Source organism: Kitasatospora nipponensis (assembly GCF_039528135.1).
In the GTDB taxonomy this organism is placed as follows: Bacteria; Actinomycetota; Actinomycetes; order Streptomycetales; family Streptomycetaceae; genus Kitasatospora; species Kitasatospora nipponensis.
On the sequence record NZ_BAAALF010001172.1, the window covers coordinates 1 to 516 of the forward strand.

Consider the following 516-nt stretch of genomic DNA (forward strand, 5'->3'; position numbering starts at 1 on the left):
GACCGCGCCGACGAAATAGAGGACGACGCCGACGGCGGGCGCCACCCCGGGCGGCCCGACCCAGATCCCGGCCACCAGGCCGAGCGCGCCCGCGATCTCGCAGGCGGCCAGCAGCGGCAGCCAACTGAGCGGCACGCCGATCTCGGTGAAACTCGCCACCATCTTCTCGTCGCGCCGCAGCTTGCCCGAGGCCGAAGCCAGCAGGAGCAGCGCGAGCAGGGACGCGGTAACGGCATAGGCGATGAACACGACGGGCCTCCGGACGGACGGATCGCGGACTGATGTCGTGGAGGCTAGCAGATAGTTGATACCTATCAACCATTGAATGCAATTGACGATTTCCGCCCCGGTAGGGTTGACGGCGTGATGGAGGAGCTTCCCGTACTGACCCTGGCCTTCCAAGGCCACTCCGCCGGCGTACGGGTCAGGAAGGCGATGGCGGAGCACGGGCTGAAGCCCGGACACGGGCACGTCCTGATGGGGGTCCAGGACGAGGGGGCAGTCGGCCAGCACTTC

At 67.6% G+C, this 516-nt stretch carries 1 protein-coding gene; it reads right to left on the bottom strand.

Going from position 1 to position 516, the window contains the following annotated elements:
* The coding region (locus ABD323_RS45490; RefSeq protein WP_344447787.1) for a DoxX family protein at positions 1-249 on the bottom strand (249 nt) is incomplete at its 3' end.
* Between the last annotated feature and the right edge of the window lie 267 nt (positions 250-516).